The sequence below is a fragment of the Rhizobium sp. NXC24 genome, from assembly GCF_002944315.1.
Classification (GTDB): Bacteria; Pseudomonadota; Alphaproteobacteria; order Rhizobiales; family Rhizobiaceae; genus Rhizobium.
Genome location: NZ_CP024311.1, coordinates 2,436,266 through 2,452,216 on the forward strand (window position 1 = coordinate 2,436,266; position 15,951 = coordinate 2,452,216).

Annotated in this window: 17 protein-coding genes and 1 pseudogene; 8 read left to right on the plus strand and 10 right to left on the minus strand. The window is 59.9% G+C overall.

Going from position 1 to position 15,951, the window contains the following annotated elements; translation table 11 throughout:
- Positions 1-7: 7 nt before the first annotated feature.
- Positions 8-424, minus strand: a complete 417-nt coding sequence (locus NXC24_RS12020; RefSeq protein WP_104823498.1) for a helix-turn-helix domain-containing protein — start codon at positions 422-424, stop codon at positions 8-10.
- A gap of 142 nt (positions 425-566) precedes the next feature.
- Here NXC24_RS12020 and NXC24_RS12025 point away from each other — a divergent pair, with 142 nt between their 5' ends.
- Positions 567-1,454: an SDR family oxidoreductase gene (locus NXC24_RS12025; RefSeq protein WP_104823499.1), complete on the plus strand. Its 888-nt coding sequence runs from the start codon at positions 567-569 to the stop codon at positions 1,452-1,454.
- A 656-nt stretch (positions 1,455-2,110) separates the two neighbouring features.
- On the opposite strand, the gene NXC24_RS12030 is transcribed toward NXC24_RS12025, so the two are convergent.
- Positions 2,111-2,863, minus strand: coding sequence for a pyridoxine 5'-phosphate synthase (locus tag NXC24_RS12030; RefSeq protein WP_104825130.1), 753 nt, complete (start codon positions 2,861-2,863; stop codon positions 2,111-2,113).
- Between the two features lie 424 nt (positions 2,864-3,287).
- Between NXC24_RS12030 and NXC24_RS12035 the strand changes: the two are divergent.
- Positions 3,288-3,758, plus strand: a pseudogene (locus tag NXC24_RS12035) (MerR family transcriptional regulator); the annotation flags it as partial.
- An 86-nt stretch (positions 3,759-3,844) separates the two neighbouring features.
- Here NXC24_RS12035 and NXC24_RS12040 read toward each other — a convergent pair.
- On the minus strand, positions 3,845-4,972 hold the full coding sequence (locus tag NXC24_RS12040; protein WP_104823501.1) for an ATP-dependent RecD-like DNA helicase: 1,128 nt from the start codon (positions 4,970-4,972) through the stop codon (positions 3,845-3,847).
- 149 nt (positions 4,973-5,121) lie between these two features.
- Here NXC24_RS12040 and NXC24_RS12045 point away from each other — a divergent pair, with 149 nt between their 5' ends.
- The 3 genes from NXC24_RS12045 to NXC24_RS12055 are packed head-to-tail and all read left to right on the plus strand — an operon-like array spanning position 5,122 to position 6,837.
- Positions 5,122-5,502: a hypothetical protein gene (locus NXC24_RS12045; protein ID WP_104823502.1), complete on the plus strand. Its 381-nt coding sequence runs from the start codon at positions 5,122-5,124 to the stop codon at positions 5,500-5,502.
- On the plus strand, positions 5,486-6,040 hold the full coding sequence (locus NXC24_RS12050) for an RNA polymerase sigma factor (protein ID WP_104823503.1): 555 nt from the start codon (positions 5,486-5,488) through the stop codon (positions 6,038-6,040). The genes NXC24_RS12045 and NXC24_RS12050 overlap by 17 nt, the downstream gene beginning before the upstream one ends.
- The gene (locus tag NXC24_RS12055) at positions 6,037-6,837 is read left to right on the plus strand and encodes an anti-sigma factor (RefSeq protein WP_104823504.1); all 801 of its coding nucleotides are present in this window, start codon (positions 6,037-6,039) and stop codon (positions 6,835-6,837) included. The genes NXC24_RS12050 and NXC24_RS12055 overlap by 4 nt, the downstream gene beginning before the upstream one ends.
- Positions 6,838-6,842: 5 nt before the next feature.
- On the opposite strand, the gene NXC24_RS12060 is transcribed toward NXC24_RS12055, so the two are convergent.
- From NXC24_RS12060 to nthA, 3 genes are read right to left on the minus strand one after another with little or no spacing between them, the layout of a single operon-like run.
- Positions 6,843-7,214, minus strand: a complete 372-nt coding sequence (locus tag NXC24_RS12060; RefSeq protein WP_104823505.1) for a nitrile hydratase accessory protein — start codon at positions 7,212-7,214, stop codon at positions 6,843-6,845.
- On the minus strand, positions 7,201-7,860 hold the full coding sequence (nthB, locus tag NXC24_RS12065) for a nitrile hydratase subunit beta (protein ID WP_104823506.1): 660 nt from the start codon (positions 7,858-7,860) through the stop codon (positions 7,201-7,203). Before nthB ends, NXC24_RS12060 begins: the two co-directional genes overlap by 14 nt.
- Positions 7,857-8,486 (minus strand): nitrile hydratase subunit alpha, encoded by a 630-nt coding sequence (gene nthA, locus NXC24_RS12070; protein ID WP_104823507.1) that lies wholly within the window; start codon positions 8,484-8,486, stop codon positions 7,857-7,859. Before nthA ends, nthB begins: the two co-directional genes overlap by 4 nt.
- A 137-nt stretch (positions 8,487-8,623) precedes the next feature.
- Here nthA and NXC24_RS12075 point away from each other — a divergent pair, with 137 nt between their 5' ends.
- A complete protein-coding gene (locus tag NXC24_RS12075; RefSeq protein ID WP_104823508.1) occupies positions 8,624-9,913 on the plus strand; it encodes an SDR family oxidoreductase in 1,290 nt (429 codons plus the stop codon).
- Positions 9,914-9,915: 2 nt separating this feature from the next.
- Positions 9,916-10,392: a DUF2269 domain-containing protein gene (locus NXC24_RS12080; RefSeq protein WP_104825131.1), complete on the plus strand. Its 477-nt coding sequence runs from the start codon at positions 9,916-9,918 to the stop codon at positions 10,390-10,392.
- Here the strand turns inward: NXC24_RS12080 and NXC24_RS12085 are convergent.
- Positions 10,384-10,977 carry a LysE family translocator gene (locus NXC24_RS12085; protein WP_104823509.1) on the minus strand — a complete coding sequence of 198 codons (594 nt, stop codon included), beginning with the start codon at positions 10,975-10,977 and terminating at the stop codon, positions 10,384-10,386. The two genes, NXC24_RS12080 and NXC24_RS12085, sit on opposite strands and share 9 nt — an antisense overlap.
- Before the next feature lie 201 nt (positions 10,978-11,178).
- Between NXC24_RS12085 and NXC24_RS12090 the strand changes: the two genes are divergently transcribed.
- Positions 11,179-12,024, plus strand: coding sequence for an aldo/keto reductase (locus NXC24_RS12090; RefSeq protein WP_104823510.1), 846 nt, complete (start codon positions 11,179-11,181; stop codon positions 12,022-12,024).
- Here NXC24_RS12090 and NXC24_RS12095 read toward each other — a convergent pair.
- The 3 genes from NXC24_RS12095 to NXC24_RS12105 all read right to left on the minus strand — a co-directional run bounded on the left by NXC24_RS12095 (position 12,021) and on the right by NXC24_RS12105 (position 15,645).
- Positions 12,021-13,001: a capsular biosynthesis protein gene (locus NXC24_RS12095; protein WP_104825132.1), complete on the minus strand. Its 981-nt coding sequence runs from the start codon at positions 12,999-13,001 to the stop codon at positions 12,021-12,023. The two genes, NXC24_RS12090 and NXC24_RS12095, sit on opposite strands and share 4 nt — an antisense overlap.
- A 159-nt stretch (positions 13,002-13,160) precedes the next feature.
- Positions 13,161-13,733: an acetolactate synthase small subunit gene (ilvN, locus tag NXC24_RS12100; protein ID WP_104823511.1), complete on the minus strand. Its 573-nt coding sequence runs from the start codon at positions 13,731-13,733 to the stop codon at positions 13,161-13,163.
- A 118-nt stretch (positions 13,734-13,851) separates the two neighbouring features.
- A complete protein-coding gene (locus NXC24_RS12105) occupies positions 13,852-15,645 on the minus strand; it encodes an acetolactate synthase 3 large subunit (RefSeq protein WP_104823512.1) in 1,794 nt (597 codons plus the stop codon).
- Between the last annotated feature and the right edge of the window lie 306 nt (positions 15,646-15,951).

Consider the following 15,951-nt stretch of genomic DNA (forward strand, 5'->3'; position numbering starts at 1 on the left):
GCCGCGCTCAGTCCTGCGATTGATCGAAACGGACGCGTGCAGCGCGCACAGCATCATGGTTGGCCTCGGCCCAATTCAAGAGTTGCGCCAAAGGCACATACAGCGAGCGGCCGAGATCGGTCATGCGATATTCGACACTCGGCGGCTTGGTTGGAAACACCTCGCGGCCGATATAGCCATCGCGCTGGAGGTCCCGCAGCGTCTGGGTCAACATGCGCTGTGAAATATCCGGCACCATGCGCCGCAGCTCGCCGAAACGATACGGCCGCTGCGCCAAGGCTTCCAGCAGCAACACCGACCACTTGCCGCCGATCTGCGAGATCAGGTCCCGCACCGGGCAATTCGTAAAATCGAGTTTGCTGACATCGAAGACACGCAGCGGTTCCTCTGTGCTGCGCAAGTTGACGACGGTGCTGGCGCTCATATCGGGCTGGTTCCCTTTTGGTAACGTAGGGCTGAAAAACTGCCTCCTTTACAGCCCGAAGTCAATTCCTATTCTAGTGCTAGTCTCTTTTTGAGAGCGGAAAACCTCTGCAAGTCCGCGGCGGTCAAACAAGGAAAAACATATGAGCAGCACTCTTCTCGTCACCGGCGCCGCGGGTCAGCTTGGTCAGCGCGTCATTCATCACCTGCTGGAGACATACAGGGTCGCGCCCAGCCGCATCATTGCCGCCACCCGCAGCCCGGAGAAGCTTGCCGACCTCGCCGCCAAGGGCGTCGTCACCCGCAAGGCCGATTTTGATGATGCCGCCAGCCTGTCCGCCGCCTTTGCCGGCGTCGACCGCCTGCTTATCATCAGCACCGACTCGCTCGCCGTTCCCGGTCAGCGCCTGAAGCAGCATACGGCTGCCGTTGAAGCCGCGAAGGCCGCTGGCGTGAAGCACATTCTCTACACCTCCATGCCGGCCCCGGAAGGTTCGCTCGTCAGCTTCGCGCCTGACCATCTCGGCACGGAAAACGCCATCAAGGCAAGCGGCATCGGCTACACCATCCTGCGCGACGCCTGGTATTTCGACAACTATCTGATGGGTCTGCCGCATAGCCTCGAAACCGGCAAGTGGTACACCGCGACCGGCGGCGGCCGCGTCAGCAACATCAGCCGCGAAGATTGCGCGCTCGCCATCGCCGCCGCCTTGGCGTCCGATGCGACGGAAGATGCTACCTACACTCTGACGGGCTCGACTGCCGTCACCATCGATGAGATTGCGAGCGTCGTCAGCAGGATCACCGACCGTCCGCTGGAAGTCGTACAGGTCAACGACGAACAACTCGCCGCTGGCCTCAACGGCGCCGGCCTGCCGAAATTCGTGGTCGACATGCTCGTCTCCTTCGACGCTAACATCCGCGCCGGCAATTTCAACATCCTCACGAACGACTTCAACAAGCTGACCGGCAAGGAGCCGCAGACACTGCGCAGCTTCGTCGAGGAACACAAGGCCGCGTTGCTCGGCTAAGGCTTTGGAGAAGGTCAGGCTGGGCCGCCACGGCGGCAAGGGCCTGCCTGACCGCCTACTCCAAACTAGTCCGCGTCGACGGGGAACAACCAAAGACAACATCCGCTGATCGTTAAGAACTGCGCAAATCTGCGCTTGCGTATTAGGAGCCTCAGTTGACTATACGCTGAGTGTGGACGGTACGGTGTGAGATGGCGACGAAATCTTTCGCATGACCGCGCGAAGAGAGAAGACGCACGTCGCTACGCTTACGGGCAAAACCATCGAGCAAATCACCAGAGTCGTGATTGCTCTGTCACAATGATTTCCGTCAGGGCATTGCTCTAAGCCGTCCGAAAGAGCCGCGAATCCAACAAAGCTGATAACAAAGCTGTCGATCAATCCCAGCACCAACAATACAATAAGAATTGTCAGCTTTGCGGCCTTCATTACACAAACTCACGATCACTGGGGTCGAGCTAGTTGCTGCAACTAACTCTCTTTGACAGGAGGGTTCGCAGCTTAGCCTCAGAATTGAAAAGCCATTCTGCACCCGTTTTGCGTGCAGAATGGCTGAAAAGAACAATGCTAGCAAGAGGCACGCCCGCGATATTCAGATCGCAAGCGGAAACAACAGCTATACGAGTTGATTTCTCGGTACGTGAAGGATTTTTAGCTCAAACCGCCTGACCACAAGCCCGGCGGAAGCGCCGCACCGTTTCGGCCATGCCATATTCCAGCGCATCGGCAGTCAGCCCATGGCCGATCGAAGTCTCTGCAAGCTTCGGAATACGCTTAAGCAACGCTGGCAGATTGGCGACCGTCAAATCGTGACCGGCATTGACGTCAAGGCCGTTGGCGAATGCAGCATCAGCCGTCTTGCCAAGCGCTTCGAGAATGACGGCAGCGCGCTCCGGTGCGTCATAGCAGCCACCATAGGGGCCGGTGTAAAGCTCGATGCGGTCGGCACCGACCTCCTTGGCGATCTTCACCGCGTCGGCATCGCCGTCGCCGTCGGCAAACAGCGAAACGCGGCAGCCGATCTTCTTGTATTTGGCGACGACATCGACCAGCAAATCGCGGTTCTTACGGAAATCCCAGCCGTGGTCGGATGTCGCCTGTGAGGGATCGTCGGGTACCAGCGTCACCTGCTCCGGCTCTACGGATGCACAGAGATCGAAGAACTCGTCTGTCGGATAGCCTTCGATATTGAACTCCGCTTCCGGAAATTCATCGTCGATCAGCGCCCGGATTTCGGGCAGATCAGAGAAGCGGATGTGCCGCTGATCGGGCCGCGGATGCACGGTCAGACCGCTGGCGCCGGCGGCAAGCGCGATGCGTCCCAAGCCCGTGACACTTGGCCAGGGAAGATCGCGCCGGTTACGCAGCATCGCGATGGCGTTGAGGTTCACGGAGAGCTTGGCGGGCATGATCGAAATCCATGATTTATAAAGAGGATAATACATCCGTTTTATGCGATTGCACGCCGCAAGACCAACGAGATTCGAACATCGACTCATGCAAAAGATTGATGGTCTTCCCCTCTTTTGCCGTCTCGCCCGTCCGACGATACCCCCTTCGGGCAACTTATAATTTCGCCGAAACCCGATAGCGTCGTTGTATCGGGCGCCTGATTTGATTCGTCCGGGAACGAGGGAGCTCAAGCTCACCCACAGTAAATTTGTCCTTATGAAACCTAAGAATTTTCATCGGCGACATATCTGCGTTTGTTAGTCGCGTCATTGTGAAAGCGAGTTGGGCGTAGCTGCGGCCTCCTCCGTCAGACAAAAAAATAGGCACTCAATCGTGGCGTGGGGCGCCGCGACAAAAGGGGATGGAAATATGGAGGTACTCATGTCTGACGGTTCCAAACGTCCGTTTGCTGCCGCCAACCTTGTTTCGCGGGCGCGTGCCAAGTACCGGTTCCTGCCTGAGACCGCACTTCCTTCTGACCTGCCGGAGGGGGCAGTCGCCATTGCCGATATGGCCAGCGCTTTCGGGGTGACACACAGGACGCTGCATTTTTACGAGGAAAAGCGGCTGATCTCAGCCGATCGCCACGGGCTGATGCGCATCTACGGCACCGACGATGTGCTGCGCATGGCCGTCATTACAGTCTGCCGCGAAATCGGCATGTCGATCGCCGCCATTCAGGAGATCATGGAAAAGCTCGATGATGCGGAAACATCAGACGATGCCGAGACCATCTTCCGCACGGCCCTCAACCACCGCAAGCGCGAACTCATCATCGAGATGTCCGAATTGAATCGGCAGATGCAGAAAGTCACCGATCTCCTTGATTATGATAGCACTGCAGAGCGCCCTCATTCTCATGGTGGGGACATCTGATAGACCGTTTCAGCATGGGGTTGAGGCCACCTGATCGGCGTCGTAAGGCGAGCAAGTAAACTTCAGCGGACGATCGTCAGCGTCTCGGCGGCACGCGTAATCGCCGTATAAAGCCAGCGCTCGCGCGTATCGCGAAACGCCCAGCTTTCATCGAACAACACCACATTGTTCCACTGCGAACCCTGCGCTTTATGCACGGTCAGCGCGTAGCCATAGTCGAATTCGTCATAGCGCTTGCGGGTCGACCAGGGGATCTCGCCCTCGACATCCTCGAAGGCCTGCTTCAGCAGCTTGATCTTCGCGGCACCCCGATCCATGTCGTCATCTTCCGGCCGAACAAGCAGATTGATGCCGGGCTTCGTGGTTTCCCTGGAAGATGTCATCACCTGCCAGAGCGAACCGTTGAGCAGGCCCTTGGCGGGGTCGTTGCGCAGGCAGACCAGCTTGTCCCCGGATTGCGGATATTCGGCCGTAAAACCCTTGAGCTCGCGCAGTCGCTGATTGTACCGCCGGCGGGTCCGGTTGGTGCCCACCAACACCTGATCCGCCTCGAGCACCAGCGGCTGCGTCACTTCATTCTTCGAAATCACCTGCGCGGTGCCGTAATCGCCGTGCATGATCTCCCTGCCCTCGCGCACATGCATGGCGAGTTGGATGATCGGATTGTCACGGGCCTGACGGTGAATGTCCGTCAGAAGATAGTCCGGCTCTTCGTTGGTGAAGAACCCGCCGCCCGAAACCGGCGGCAACTGCCCGGGGTCGCCGAGGACGAGGATCGGCGTGCCGAAACTCATCAGGTCCTTGCCGAGTGCTTCATCCACCATCGAACATTCGTCGACGATGATCAGCGCGGCCTTGGCGACCGGGCTCTGCCGGTTGATGGTGAACATCGGGGCGATCGACGTCTTGCCGGTTTCTTCGTCCTCGACGGCCTCTTCACCGCGCGGGCGATAGATCAGCGAATGGATGGTCTTGGCGTTGCTGGCGCCGCGTGAGCGCAGCACCTGCGCCGCCTTGCCGGTAAAGGCGGCAAACAGGACTTCGCCATCGACATGCTCGGCAAAATGCCGGGCAAGCGTCGTCTTGCCCGTACCGGCATAACCGAACAGGCGAAACAGCGGCGAGCGCCGTTCCTTCAGCCATTTGGCAACGGCCTTGAGCGCTTCGTCTTGTTGTGGTGCGAATTGCATGGGCCGACTTGGCAGGATTCGCCCGGCAGAAGCAAGCAGTAAAAAACCCAGAATTGTTGGGAATAAAATCGTGGCAATTCGCGTCTCATGTCCGGCAACGCAAAACGTGGGGCCTAGACCATAGGTCTACCATTCCGAGGAGAAACATCATGAAAGCCGCGAAATTCTTGCCGATCCTGGTCATGGCATCGGCCGTAGCGACGTCGGCCTTTGCCGCCGCCCCGGTAAAAACCGGCGAAAGCGCCAAGGGCAAGGTTCTCACAGGCGAAAACGGCATGACACTCTACACCTTCAAGAATGACAAGAAGGGTGTCTCCAATTGCAACGACGATTGCGCCAAGGCATGGCCGCCGCTAATGGCCGATAGCAAAGCCAAGGCAGAAGGCGCATATTCGATCATCACCCGCAAAGACGGGAAGAAGCAATGGGCGAAGGACGGCATGCCGCTCTATTTCTTTATGAAGGATACCAAGGCCGGTGAAGTTGCCGGCGATGGCTTCAAGGGTGTCTGGGATGCCGCACGGCCCTGATCGGACCGGCCGGGATGCGGGGGGAGCCTCCCCCGCACCCGACAGCTTCGAGGCGGAGGTGCTGGCGCTCCTCCCCTCGTTACGGCGCTATTCGCGCAGCCTCACCCGATCCGACGCCGATGGCGAAGACCTTCTGCAGGATTGCGTGGAAAAGGTGCTGGTGCGGCGCAGCCAGTGGCGCGGGCTGAACCTGCGCGGCTGGGTGCTCACCATCATGACCAATCTCTACCGCAACGGCCTGCGCCAGCAAGGTCGTCGCAATTTCGTCGATCTTGACGACAACACCGATCTGCCGGCCACTGAGACCAGCAGTGACCCTTTGGAGCGCTCGCGATTGGAAGCGGCGCTGAACAGCCTCGGGGAGGATTACCGCGCAGTGCTGATGCTGGTGGTGGTCGAAGGCTACAGCTATCAGGACGTCGCCACCACACTGGATATTCCGATCGGCACCGTCATGTCGCGCCTGTCTCGAGCGCGCCGGAAAATGACCAATCTGATGAGTGCCGAGAATGTCATTACGCTTCGGAGACCGAAATGAGCGAACGTAACCCGACCGTGACCGAAGCGGATCTCCACGCCTTTGCGGACGGATTGCTGCCGGCGGACGATCACGCCCGATTGAAAGCCTGGCTTGTCGAAAACTCCGAACAAGCGGACCAGATCTCCGCATGGCAGGCGCAAAACGCCAGCATCAAGGCGCTGTTTGCGCCGTATGAAACGTCGAAGGAAGGCGACCGTGAGCTGGTATTGCGCATCCCGGCGTCGTCTGTGCCTGCCGCAGCGTCACGTCGGCTTCGCTGGCTGCCGATGGCCGCGGCCTCCCTAGCGATCTTCCTGGTCGGCGCTGCCGCCGGCCATTTCGGCCCACCGCTTCTGACGCAGCCGGACCTTCGCCTGGCGGGTATCGAAGCGCTGCCGCGGCAGGCGCAATCGGCCTTCGTCGTCTATGCGAGCGATGTCCGCCACCCGGTCGAGGTCGGCGCGGATCAGGAAGCACATCTTGCCACCTGGCTCGGCAAGCGCATGAATGTCGCCGGCCTCAAGGTGCCGAGCCTCAGCGCGCTCGGCTTCCAGCTCGTCGGCGGCCGTCTGCTGCCGATCAACGGCACGCCCGGTGCACTCTTCATGTATGAGAACGCCAGCGGCCAACGCTTGACCGTGCTCGTCGGCAGCAACAAGGACAATACGACGACCAGCTTCCGCTTCACCAGTGCCGGTACGGTCGAGACCTTCTACTGGATCGACGGCAAGCTCGGCTATGCCGTTACCGGCGAAATCTCGCGCGACATGCTGAGGCGGGTGGCGGATGAATGCTATAAGCAGTTCTCATCGTAAGACGCTCAGCGTTCGGGATCGTTCTCCAGCAAGATCGGCTTGCCGTGCGGCGTCGCTTCCGCCGCGCGCTGCCAGCTTTTCTGCAGGTCGAGGATCGCGCTCGCATCGGCGATGCCGCGGCTGATCAACATGCTGGAGAGTGCGGCCACCCAACAGTCGAAATAATCGCTGCCGTCTTTGGCCCGGCCAGGCTTGTACAATTCGGCAGAAAGCTGCTCTGCCCACTCGCCCCAGCTAAACAGTCTCTTCTCATGCAGATGCACGGTCATTGCAAAAGCCTCCGCCGCCCAGGGCTCGGGGAAGACCGGCTCACCATCGGCGGATTTTGGCAGTTGCGGCGATTGCGCCAGGAGCGACGAGGTCTCAGACGCGCTCAAGATAGTTCTCCCAGGCGTCGATGGAGACGGTTAGCGACGGATCGGCGCCCTCACCCCAGATTTCCGGCGCATCGAAAACGACGGTGTAAATCCATTGCGGATTCTCGCCCTTGCCATGAGCATTGTCGTCGGGGAAAACGAACGAGCCCTGAACGGCTTCCACCACACCCGTCTTGGCTCGCGCATAGCGGGGCAAACGCGTATGTCCCGTCGGATTGATGTTCTTCGTCCGCACGTGATCGCCGACCGCAAAAAGCGGCGCCGTATTGACCGGCCGATCGCAGGGGCCGCCCTTGGCAAGAGCGCCGGTGACCATATCGGCCTTCAAGATACGCTTCGGCACCACACCTTGCTGCGACGAATGGCCGGTTCGCAACTCGTCGTGCGTTACAAAACCATGCCGTTGCAGCAGCACTTCGACCCCACGCGTCCAGATCTCATAATAACTGGCGGCTAGGTATGCAGCCGGAGGGATATTTTCACGCGCATGCCGGCTTTCATCGATGCTCCAGGCGCCGAACGCGCCGCAGGAGAGCGTGAGGCCGAGCGCCCGCTTTTCCCATTCCGCATGGAAGACCGGTTCGTTCGGCTCCGGCGCGACCGGACCAAAACCCATCTGCCCGCCAAGATCGTGCGGCCCGTTCATATCGTCACCTCCGGAGCCTTGGCGACCGCCGTACCGATCATGGCGTCACGGCTGACGAGATCGGCAAGGGCCGCTTCATTCATGCCCTCGGTGCCATCAGGACGTTCCGGGATAACGAGATAGCGCAGCTCGGCCGTCGAATCCCAGACGCGAATCTTCTGCCCATCAGGCAGCGTCAGACCGAATTCGGCCAACACGCCGCGTGGATCGATGACAGCGCGAGAGCGATAAGCCGGCGCCTTGTACCAGACCGGCGGCAGGCCGAGCACTGACCAGGGATAGCAGGAGCAGAGCGTGCAAACGATGAGATTATGCGTTTCTGGCGTATTGAACACCGCCCGCATATGCTCGCCCTGCCGACCGCTAAAACCAAGGCTGGCAATCGCCGCCGTTGCGTCGCGCTTCAACCATTCGGCAAATTCCGGATCGCTCCAGGCTTTCGCCACCACCTGCGCTCCGTTGCGCGGCCCGACCTTCGTCTCGTAGGTCTCGACGATGATGTCGATCGCCGCCGGATCGATCAGCCCCTTTTCCGTCAGCAGCGTCTCCAGCGCCTTCACGCGCGCCTGCATATCGGAATAGTGGTTGTCATGATCATGGTGATGATGGTCGTCATGATCGTGCATAATAAATCTCCCCGTCGAACAAGCCTCAGTTCTAAGCCTTTGCCATACGGCCGCCAAGCGCCTTCTTCATAGGTTGCAACCGCGATCAGATGCCGCAACCCCTCGCATTGTTAGCGCGTTTAGCTAGTCTGCCCAGCATGAAGATTTTGATTCTTGGCGCAACTGGTTTCATCGGCTCTGTAATCGCGGCGCGATTGCGCAAGGACGGGCATATGATCACCGGTCTTGCCCGTAATCCTGGCCGGGCGCGGATAAAACACCCTTCGATTACCTGGATCAAAGCCGATCTGGCCAAGATGACCAATCCATCAGACTGGCATGCCGTGCTGAACGACCATCAGCTCGTCATCAACTGCGCCGGCGCCCTTCAGGACGGGCCTTCCGATGATCTCGCCGCCACGCAGGAAAAGGCAATGCTGGCGCTCTATGCCGCAGCAGCACAATCGGCAATCGAGCTCGTCGTGCAGATTTCCGCCCGCACGGAAGGTGGAGGCCAAGAGCAGCCGTTCCTGGCGACAAAGCGCAATGCCGACAAGGCGCTGGCGGCAAGTGGTCTCAACCACATTATTCTGAGGCCAGCGCTCGTCCTTGGCCGCAACGCCCATGGCGGTACGGCATTGCTGCGCGCGCTTGCGGCCATACCTTTTGTCCTGCCTCTCACCCATGCGCAAAGCCCGGTCGAGACGGTCTCGGTCGATGATGTCGCCGCGATCGTCTCGGCGGCGGTTGCCGGCGAATTCGAATCCGGCGCCGACATCGATCTTGCTGCCGGCGAAGCATTGACACTGCGCGAACTCGTCATCCTTCATCGAAACTGGCTCGGCCTGCCGCCGACACGGGTCATGCCGATACCGGCCGGCTTGGCAAAGGTGGTAAGCTCGGCGGCCGACATCGCCGGCAGGTTTGGATGGCGCTCGCCGCTCCGGTCGACTGCGATGGCGGTGATGTCCGAAGGAGTTCTCAGCCGAAGGAATGCGGGGCACCTCCCAACTCAACGTTTGGCGACGGCCATCGAAACGCTGAATGCCAATCCCTCCGGCGTTCAGGATTTGTGGTTTGCCCGCCTCTACCTGTTAAAGCCGTTGATGATCGGCGGGCTGGCGCTCTTCTGGATGCTGTCGGGCATCATTCCGATGCTAGCCCCGACAGCGGCAAGCCGGCACTTCCTACCCTTCATGCCGGACGGCATGGCAATGGCTTTGACGCTGACTACCTGTCTGCTTGACATAGCCCTTGGCGCCTTTGTCCTTGTGCGGCCCTTTGCGCGATCGGCCTTGTTCGGAATGCTCGCCGTCACGCTCGGCTATCTTGCCGGCGGCACGTTGCTCGAACCGTCGCTTTGGTTCGATCCACTCGGGCCATTTGTCAAAGCACTGCCGGCGATCCTCCTGACGCTTGCCACATTTGCGGTATTGGAGGAGCGCTGATGCTGACAGAGGAGCTTCTTCGGCTTGTTCATGTCGTCGGCGCCACAGTGCTTTTCGGCACCGGTGCGGGTATCGCCTTCTTCATGGTCATGGCGCATCGTACCGGCGACCCCAAGCTGATCGCACATGTCGCCGCAACGGTCGTCATCGCCGATACCATCTTTACGGCAACGGCCGTCGTCTTTCAGCCGGTGACCGGCTATCTGCTCGCACAATCGATCGGCTGGCCGCTCGAAGAAGGATGGATCGCCCTGTCCTTACTGCTCTATGTGCTGACCGGAGTTTTCTGGCTGCCGGTGGTTTGGATACAAATCCGCCTGCGCGATCTCGCTCGAAGGGCATCCGCGACCGGAACGCCGCTGCCGGCAGCCTATCACCGTCTTTATCGCATCTGGTTTGCTTGCGGCTTCCCCGCCTTTTTCGCGGTCATCAGCATTCTTTGGCTGATGCTCAACAAGCCATCCATATCGCTACTTTAGCATCGGCCAGAGGCTGAGCACCAGCAGGACCGCCATGGTGATGTTGAACCATTTGAGGCGAACGGGGTCCGAAAGCCAGTCGCGCAGGGCCGAGCCGAAACCGGCCCAGGTCGAAACGCTGGGAACATTGACCGCCGCAAAGGCAAGGCCGACGAGTAATACGCTGATCAAATAGAGCTGCGGATTGGTGTAGGTCGCCATGGCCGTGACAGCCATGACCCAGGCCTTGGGATTGACCCACTGAAAGGCGGCAGCGCTCAGGAAACTCATCGGCTCCACGCCGCTTTCCTTCTCGCTGAGGCTGCGTGACGTCGCAATTTTCCAGGCGATCCAGACGAGATAGGCTCCACCGGCGAATTTCAGGGCAGTGTAGAGCAGCGGTACGGTATGCAGCAATGCCCCAAGCCCCAGCCCGACGCCCAGCAGCAACGACAGAAAGCCGGCGCCGATGCCGAGCATGTGCGGGATCGTGCGACGAAAACCGAAATTCACGCCCGATGCGAACAGCATCATATTGTTAGGTCCGGGCGTGATCGATGTCGTGAACGCAAACAACAGAAGAGCCAAAAATGTATCCGGCGCCATAAAGCCTCCCCGGACGCAGCTCTCTTGGTCAACGGAAGCGTCCATTCCTCGCGATGCGCGTCTGTCACAGCGGCGCCGCGCAACCCTAATTCGCCTTGGAATCGAATGCCATGAGATGATTGTCACGGTGACATGAATGGCCTCGATTGAAATCCCGATGAATGCACTTATCCTTCGCTTCTCAAGCAGCGAGGACAGGCCATGCGCGACCCCATTCCTACCGTCACCCTTCCCTCCGGCATCACGGTTCCCGCTCTTGGCCAGGGGACATGGAACATGGGCGAAACGATCGCTCGGGCTGAGGACGAGATCGCCAGCCTAAAGGCCGGGCTTGATCTCGGCATGACGCTGATCGACACCGCCGAAATGTATGGCGACGGCGGCGCGGAGGAAATCGTCGGCAAGGCGATCAAGGGGCAGCGCGACAAGGTATTCATCGTCAGCAAGGTCTATCCCATGAACGCGAGTCGCAAGGGCGCGATCGAGGCATGCGAACGCAGCCTGAAACGGATGAAAATCGACCGCATCGACCTCTATCTGCTGCATTGGCGCGGAGAGTATCCGCTGGCTGAAACAGTGGCGGCCTTCGAAGCCCTGAAAGCCGCAGGCAAGATCGGCGCCTGGGGTGTCTCGAACTTCGATGTTGACGACATGGAGGAACTGCTGGCCGTTCCCGATGGCGGCAATGTCGCCGCCAATCAAGTGCTCTACAATCTCGGCCGACGCGGCATCGAATATGATCTGCTGCCGTGGTGCCAGGAGCGCAACATTCCGATCATGGCCTATTCGCCGATCGAGCAGGGCCGCCTCGCCCATCATCCGGACCTGATCCACATCGCGAAGACCTATCAGGCAACGCCGGCTCAGGTGGCGCTTGCCTTTCTGCTGGAGCGCGACGGCGTGATCGCCATTCCCAAGACCTCCAATCCGCAACGGGTTGCGGAAAACCGCGACGCCGTCTCGCTCGACATCACCGACGAGGATTGGGCCACCCTCGACGCCGCCTTTCCGCCACCGGCGCGAAAGAAGCCGCTGGAGATGCTCTAATTGCGGGCCTCCGCGCGCTGCTGCGTGACGATCAGCTCGATTGCCTGGAAAACATCGATCTGCCGCCAGTCGGCCGGATCGCGATAGGTCGGATAAAGCGAAAAGGCAGCCGCGGCGATCTGGTCGACGGTACACCGCCTTGTTCGTCTGTCGGCAAGGACTGCTTTCGTGTAGACGCCGAATTGATCTTCCGTCACACCCCATCCGGCATAAAACGGCGCGGCATAGCAGCGTACCGGAATGCCGCGCAGCAGCGCGTCGAAGCCGAACTGGCTGGAGACCGTCCAGACCTCATCCACAACGTCCAGGACCGATGCTACCGACACCGCATCGTTGAGTAATATCCCGTCGCTCTTGCCGGCAATTTCTGTAGTCAGATATCCCTTGCGGTGGCCGGCCATGACATCCGGATGCGTCCGGATCACGCACTGCGCGCCGCTGGCCTGCGCATCGGCAAGCATCCGTTCGAACGAGGCGCGTGAACCGAGTGCCTTGCCAATGGAGATATCGCCGACGACCTGATCGACCAGCAGGATACGGCGTTTCGTTGTCCGCTCGATCGTGGGCGCCTTGTGCGGCAGATGATTGTATTTGGAGAGCTTGTTCCGAACGATCTGTTCGCGGATTGCCTTGCCAAGTTCGCCAATCTGCACCCCATCAGCCCCTTGGATCAGCCGCTCGAGACGCGACGGCCGGTTCGCATCCACCGGCAGACCGAGATCATCGACGACGATGGAGAGCGGCACTGCGCCAGCCTTTCCAAGGCCGACCGAGCGCAGAAAACCGTCTTCAAGGTTCCAATTCGGCAATCCCCGCAACCGCGAGATCGCCGCTGCCGTCTTTGCCGGCATGCGCCCGCCCCAGGATACGATACCACCGATGGCCGGCGAGAGGGTCGACGCGATCTTCTGCGACCCGAAATACTGGCCAAGCCAGGGGAAAGCCTGCCGCACATAGAAGGTAGCGCCGAGACGCATTCCTGCCGGAGGATGCCAGCTTTTCTCGCCGATATCGGGCGTATACTTTTCGGTCGAAAGCCCCAATTATGCCACCTGCGTAAGTTGGGGCCTACCTTGCACGCCCAAGCGCCGCGCAAGCTACGCGACGCCGATAAGCCGGTCAACGACAGGCGTTCTTCACATTCCCTGCGGGCCGCGGTTCATCGCGGCGATGCCGGTGCGGCAGACTTCGATCAGGCCGAGCGGCTTGATGATGGCGATGAACTGATCGATCTTCGAGGACTTGCCGGTGATTTCGAGAATGAAATGCTCGACGGTCGCGTCCACCACCTTGGCATGGAAGGCATCGGCCAGCCGCAGCGTTTCAGCGCGGGTCTCGCCGCTTCCGATCACCTTCAGCAGCGCCACTTCGCGCTCGATCGGCCGCTCCTGGCCGAGATCGCGGGCGCGTACCGTCAGGTCGACGACACGATGGACCGGCACAATGCGCTCAAGCTGCGCCTTGATCTGCTCCAGCACCTGCGGCGTGCCGCGCGTGACGATGGTGATGCGCGACAGATGCGCCTGATGCTCGGTCTCGGAAACGGTAAGGCTTTCGATGTTGTAACCCCGGCCGGAGAAGAGGCCGATGACGCGGGCGAGAACGCCGGGCTCGTTGTCGACCAGCACCGAAAGCGTATGGCTCTCGGAAGCCGCGGTTTCCGGCGAGATGAAATAGGCGGAGCCCGTGGGTTGAAGGTGTGCGGTCATTGTCCTTGTTCCGTTTCCTCGGTTCTTATGGTCAGGATGCCAGCTCGATCCTGATTTGAGTGGTGATTGGTCCAGCGGCCGGGGGACACGGCAAGCCTACCGTGTCCCGGCTTTCCGATCAAACGAGCTGCCGGCCCTTGGCGTCGATGGCGTTGGCGACGGCCTCGTCGGTGGCTTCGTCCGGCAGCAGCATCTCGTTATGTGCCTTGCCCGAGGGAATCATCGGGAAGCAGTTGGCGAGATTGGCAACTCGGCAATCGAAAATAACGGGCTTCTTGACGTCGATCATTTCCTGGATCGCGGCATCGAGATCGCCGGGCTTTTCGCAGCGCAGGCCGACGGCACCGTAGGCTTCCGCCAGCTTGACGAAATCGGGCATCGCCTCTGTATAGGAGTGCGACAGGCGGTTGCCGTGCAGCAACTGCTGCCATTGGCGCACCATGCCCATATATTGGTTGTTCAGGATGAAGATCTTGATCGGCGCATCGTGCTGGATGGCCGCCGACATTTCCTGAATGCACATCTGGATCGAGGCATCGCCGGCAATATCGATGACCAGGCTTTCCGGATGGGCGATCTGTACGCCAAGGGCAGCCGGCAGGCCGTAACCCATGGTGCCGAGGCCGCCGGAGGTCATCCAGCGGTTCGGTTGCTCGAAGCCATAGAACTGTGCCGCCCACATCTGGTGCTGGCCGACTTCGGTGGTGATGTAGGTGTCGCGATCCTTGGTCAGCTCATAGAGACGCTGGATCGCATATTGCGGCATGATGACATCGTCGTGCGGCTTGTAGGCGAAGGAATTGCGCGCACGCCAGCGTGTGATATTCGCCCACCAATCGCCGAGGCGATCTGCTGCCGGCTTATGCGGCAGTGCGCGCCACAGGCGAACCATATCTTCCAGAACATTGCCGACATCGCCAAGGATGCCGATATCGACGCGAACGTTCTTGTTGATCGACGACGGATCGATGTCGATGTGGATCTTCTTCGAATTCGGCGAAAAGGCGTTCAGACGGCCGGTAATGCGGTCGTCGAAACGCGCGCCGATACAGACCATGACGTCGCAATCATGCATCGCCATGTTGGCTTCGTAGGAACCATGCATGCCGAGCATTCCGAGCCAGTTCTTGCCGGATGCCGGATAGGCACCGAGGCCCATCAGCGTGGAAGTGATCGGGAAGCCCGTCAGCTCGACGAGTTCGCGCAACAGCTTCGAGGCTTCCGGACCGGAATTGACGACGCCGCCACCGGAATAGATGATCGGCCGGCGCGCGCTCGCCATCAGCTCGATAGCCTGCGTGATCCTGTTGAGATCGCCCTGAACCTTGGGCTGGTAGCTCTTCTGGACATCATGCGCTTCCGGCGGTGTATAAGTGCCGGTGGCGAACTGAACATCCTTCGGAATGTCGACGACGACGGGACCCGGACGGCCGGACTGGGCGATGCGGAAAGCTTCGTGGATGACCGCGGCGAGCTTGTTGACATCCTTGACCAGCCAATTGTGCTTGGTGCAGGGACGCGTAATGCCGACCGTGTCGCATTCCTGGAACGCGTCCGAGCCGATCAGTGACGTGGGAACCTGGCCGCTCAGGCAAACCAGCGGGATCGAATCCATCAAGGCGTCCTGCAGCGGCGTGACGGCATTCGTCGCGCCCGGACCGGAGGTGACCAGCATGACGCCGACTTTGCCGGTCGAGCGGGCATAACCTTCCGCCGCATGGCCTGCGCCCTGCTCATGGCGCACGAGGATATGCTGGATATCGTCCTGTTGGAAAATTTCGTCATAGATCGGCAAAACCGCGCCGCCCGGATAACCGAAGATGTGTTCGACGCCATTGTCCTTGAGCGCCTGCAACACGATCTCCGCGCCTGTCATCTGATTGCCGCTCGTCTGATTATCTTTGCCGGTCATACGTTTGTTCCGCTATCTGCTGAGGGTTTGGAAAGTGAAATCTCGATTTCGGGCATAAAAAAAGGCTCCTGTGGAGCCTGTCGTCTAGCGCATGGGTGGCTATCGCCGGATGGTTACACCATCCTGCCCATGCGCTTTCCCACCACGATAAGAGCCGTCGAGTTTTTCATGGGCGGAATTGATAGACAGAAAATTTCCAAGCGTCAACGCATTCAGCAATAAAAAATCGCGACCTTTACCGATCCTCTTAAAATGTCGAGCGGCGCTAAGGGTTTTGTTAAGCCACCTTCCTTATGTTCCATGTCT